This window comes from Streptomyces sp. NPDC059900, assembly GCF_050270335.1.
Classification (GTDB): Bacteria; Actinomycetota; Actinomycetes; order Streptomycetales; family Streptomycetaceae; genus Streptomyces.
In genome coordinates this window covers 1-1,083 of record NZ_JBNNJZ010001163.1, presented here as the reverse complement: position 1 = coordinate 1,083, position 1,083 = coordinate 1, and the positions used below count along the sequence as shown (strand labels likewise).

Here is a 1,083-nt window from a genome sequence, read left to right as displayed (position 1 = left end):
TCCCACATCAGGGCGTGTCCCCAGTCCAGTAGTTCGTGCCAGACGTACTGGGGCAGGTCGAGGACGGCGTCCCAAGTGCCGTCGCACGTCTCGCAGATCATGCGCAGCCGGATCTCCGCGAACGGGTCGGCCTCGGCCAGGGTCTCTGCCAGCGCTTCCACGACATGCGGGGGCAGAGCCATGGCCGTCACCGGCATTCCGTCCTGCTCGGCGTGCACGACGGATGCGGTGAGCAGAGAGGCCCGCGCCTGGGCGTGGTTGTCCGTGCGTGCCGCGCGACCGAGGTCGACGCTCGTCAACAACCGGCAGGTCACGGTGTATCCGTCGAGTGCGACTCGTATCGGTTCGGCCGACGTCGGCGCGATACCGTGCAACTGATCGGACGTCAGTGCCAAAACGGTGGCTTCGAGGCAGTGCGGACAGGTGCCCCGTGCCTCCACCGTCGTACCGAAGAGTGCGGTGTGCAGGCGCAGAATGCACCTGTCACGCATCCCGAGAGGCAGTCCGGCCGCGCTCTCCCCGCCCTCCCCGTTGGCCGCACCTGCAAGCAGAACGGCGCGCTCGGTCACCGAGCGCGCCGTGCCGTGGTCGAGCAGGTGCAGCAGTTCCCGCGCGAAGGCGGCGTCGCGCCGCATCACGCCGCCGGTTCGCTGAACGAGGGCTCGCTCGGCTCGGTGACGTCGTAGTCCCGTTCCCAGCCTTCGTTCTCGAGTTTGAGCGTGGCGATCAGTACGGCATTGGCGTTCGCATCCAGCTCGGCCATGGCCTGGTACTCCGAGACCCAGCACCGAAACACCTTGTACGCGAGCGCGAGTTGTCCGGCCTCGTTATAGATCTCGAGGATGATGTCCTTGCGGAAGTCGGCGAGCGACACTTCCGAGCCCAGGCCGGAGCCGAGGTTCCACACCTTGTTCGTCCACTTCTCGAACTCGGTGTCCTGTGTGACGCCGCTCTCCAAGGTGATCGCCTCGAATTCCGTACGCCCCGGCGCCCTGCGGCTCGAACTGGGATCCCCGCCCTCGCGATGGGACACCACCTCGGTGGTGCGCTTGAGCGGGCTGACCTTGCTGACCCCTGCGACTG

2 protein-coding genes are annotated in these 1,083 nt (G+C 66.9%); both read right to left on the bottom strand.

The annotated features are described in order from the left end of the window. Nucleotides 1–635 (bottom strand): hypothetical protein (locus tag ACQKIP_RS48070; protein ID WP_427745943.1); only part of this gene is annotated, 635 nt, incomplete at its 3' end. After that, on the bottom strand, nucleotides 635–1,083 hold a 449-nt coding region (locus ACQKIP_RS48065; protein WP_427745942.1), incomplete at its 5' end, for a phage tail protein. The genes ACQKIP_RS48065 and ACQKIP_RS48070, both read right to left, overlap by 1 nt.